Consider the following 1080-nt stretch of genomic DNA (forward strand, 5'->3'; position numbering starts at 1 on the left):
CCACCTTGTGGGTAGTAGCAGCAAATTTTATATCTGGCTCATTGAAACCAATATGGGCATTTTGCCCAATACCCAATACCTGCAAATCTATGCCGCCTTTGGCTTCAATAAGGCGTTCATAGCGTTCCCCCTCTTCAATCATATCCTCCGCCATGCCATCGGGAATAAACACATTATCCTGGTTGATATTGATATGCTTAAAAAAGTTTTCCTGCATAAAATAGTGGTAACTCTGGGGATTTTCCGGACTCATGCCAATATACTCATCCAAATTAAAAGTCGTTACTTCGGAAAAATCCAAACCTACGGTTTTATGAACGGCGGCCAAACGCTGATACATGGAAACCGGAGTGCTGCCTGTGGCCAAGCCCAAAACACTGTTTGGTTTGAGATATATTTGACCAGCCACAATATTCGCCGCCTCCATCCCCATTTCTTCATAGGAATCAGTAATTATTATCCGCATTCCGCCTCACCACCTATTAACACATATAACATTATTATACGCCAATATAGGCTAAAGTTGTACTAATAACATAATAAAATGCGTTTTTTGCATTATTTTAAACGTAAAATAACCACTCTGAACAGGAGTGGCTATTTTATGAAATACGCTATTTAAATCAATTCGTACATATCCTTGGTCTGCTCCAGAATGCTGTCACGCCGTTTTTTGGAATCAGCAAAGAAGTCGTGTACCGCCTGACGGTCACCACTTTCAATAGCAACCACTACCTCAGCCAAAATTCCCTGCAACAGCTTTAAGTGATTGGTAATGGCCTCCTGGTTAGTCATACATATATCTGCCCACATATCTGCGTTAGAAGAGGCAATACGAGTGGTATCCTTAAAGCCACCACCAGCCAGTTTCAGACAAGCCTCCTTGTCACCGTGACTCCGATTCAGAAGGGTAACCAGACTAGCTGCTGCCACATGAGGAATATGGCTTATCACGGAAGCACAGCGATCATGCTTGGCAATGTCCAGAGTGGTGAGATTAGCCCCGGTGAGTTTCACTAAATCACAAATCCTGTCATGAGCTTCCTGAGGAGCACCGGTATTTTCCACAATGACATAGCA

The 1080-nt window shown here is 43.1% G+C and carries 2 protein-coding genes; both read right to left on the minus strand.

Annotated features, from left to right (window positions below):
* Nucleotides 1-466: glucosamine-6-phosphate deaminase (locus ACKI5G_RS02175; protein ID WP_407397215.1), on the minus strand; the 466-nt coding region annotated here is incomplete at its 3' end.
* 152 nt (nt 467-618) lie between these two features.
* On the minus strand, nt 619-1080 hold a 462-nt coding region (locus tag ACKI5G_RS02180; protein WP_407397217.1), incomplete at its 5' end, for a prephenate dehydrogenase.

Source organism: Anaerovibrio sp., assembly GCF_045637405.1.
GTDB lineage: Bacteria > Bacillota > Negativicutes > Selenomonadales > Selenomonadaceae > Anaerovibrio.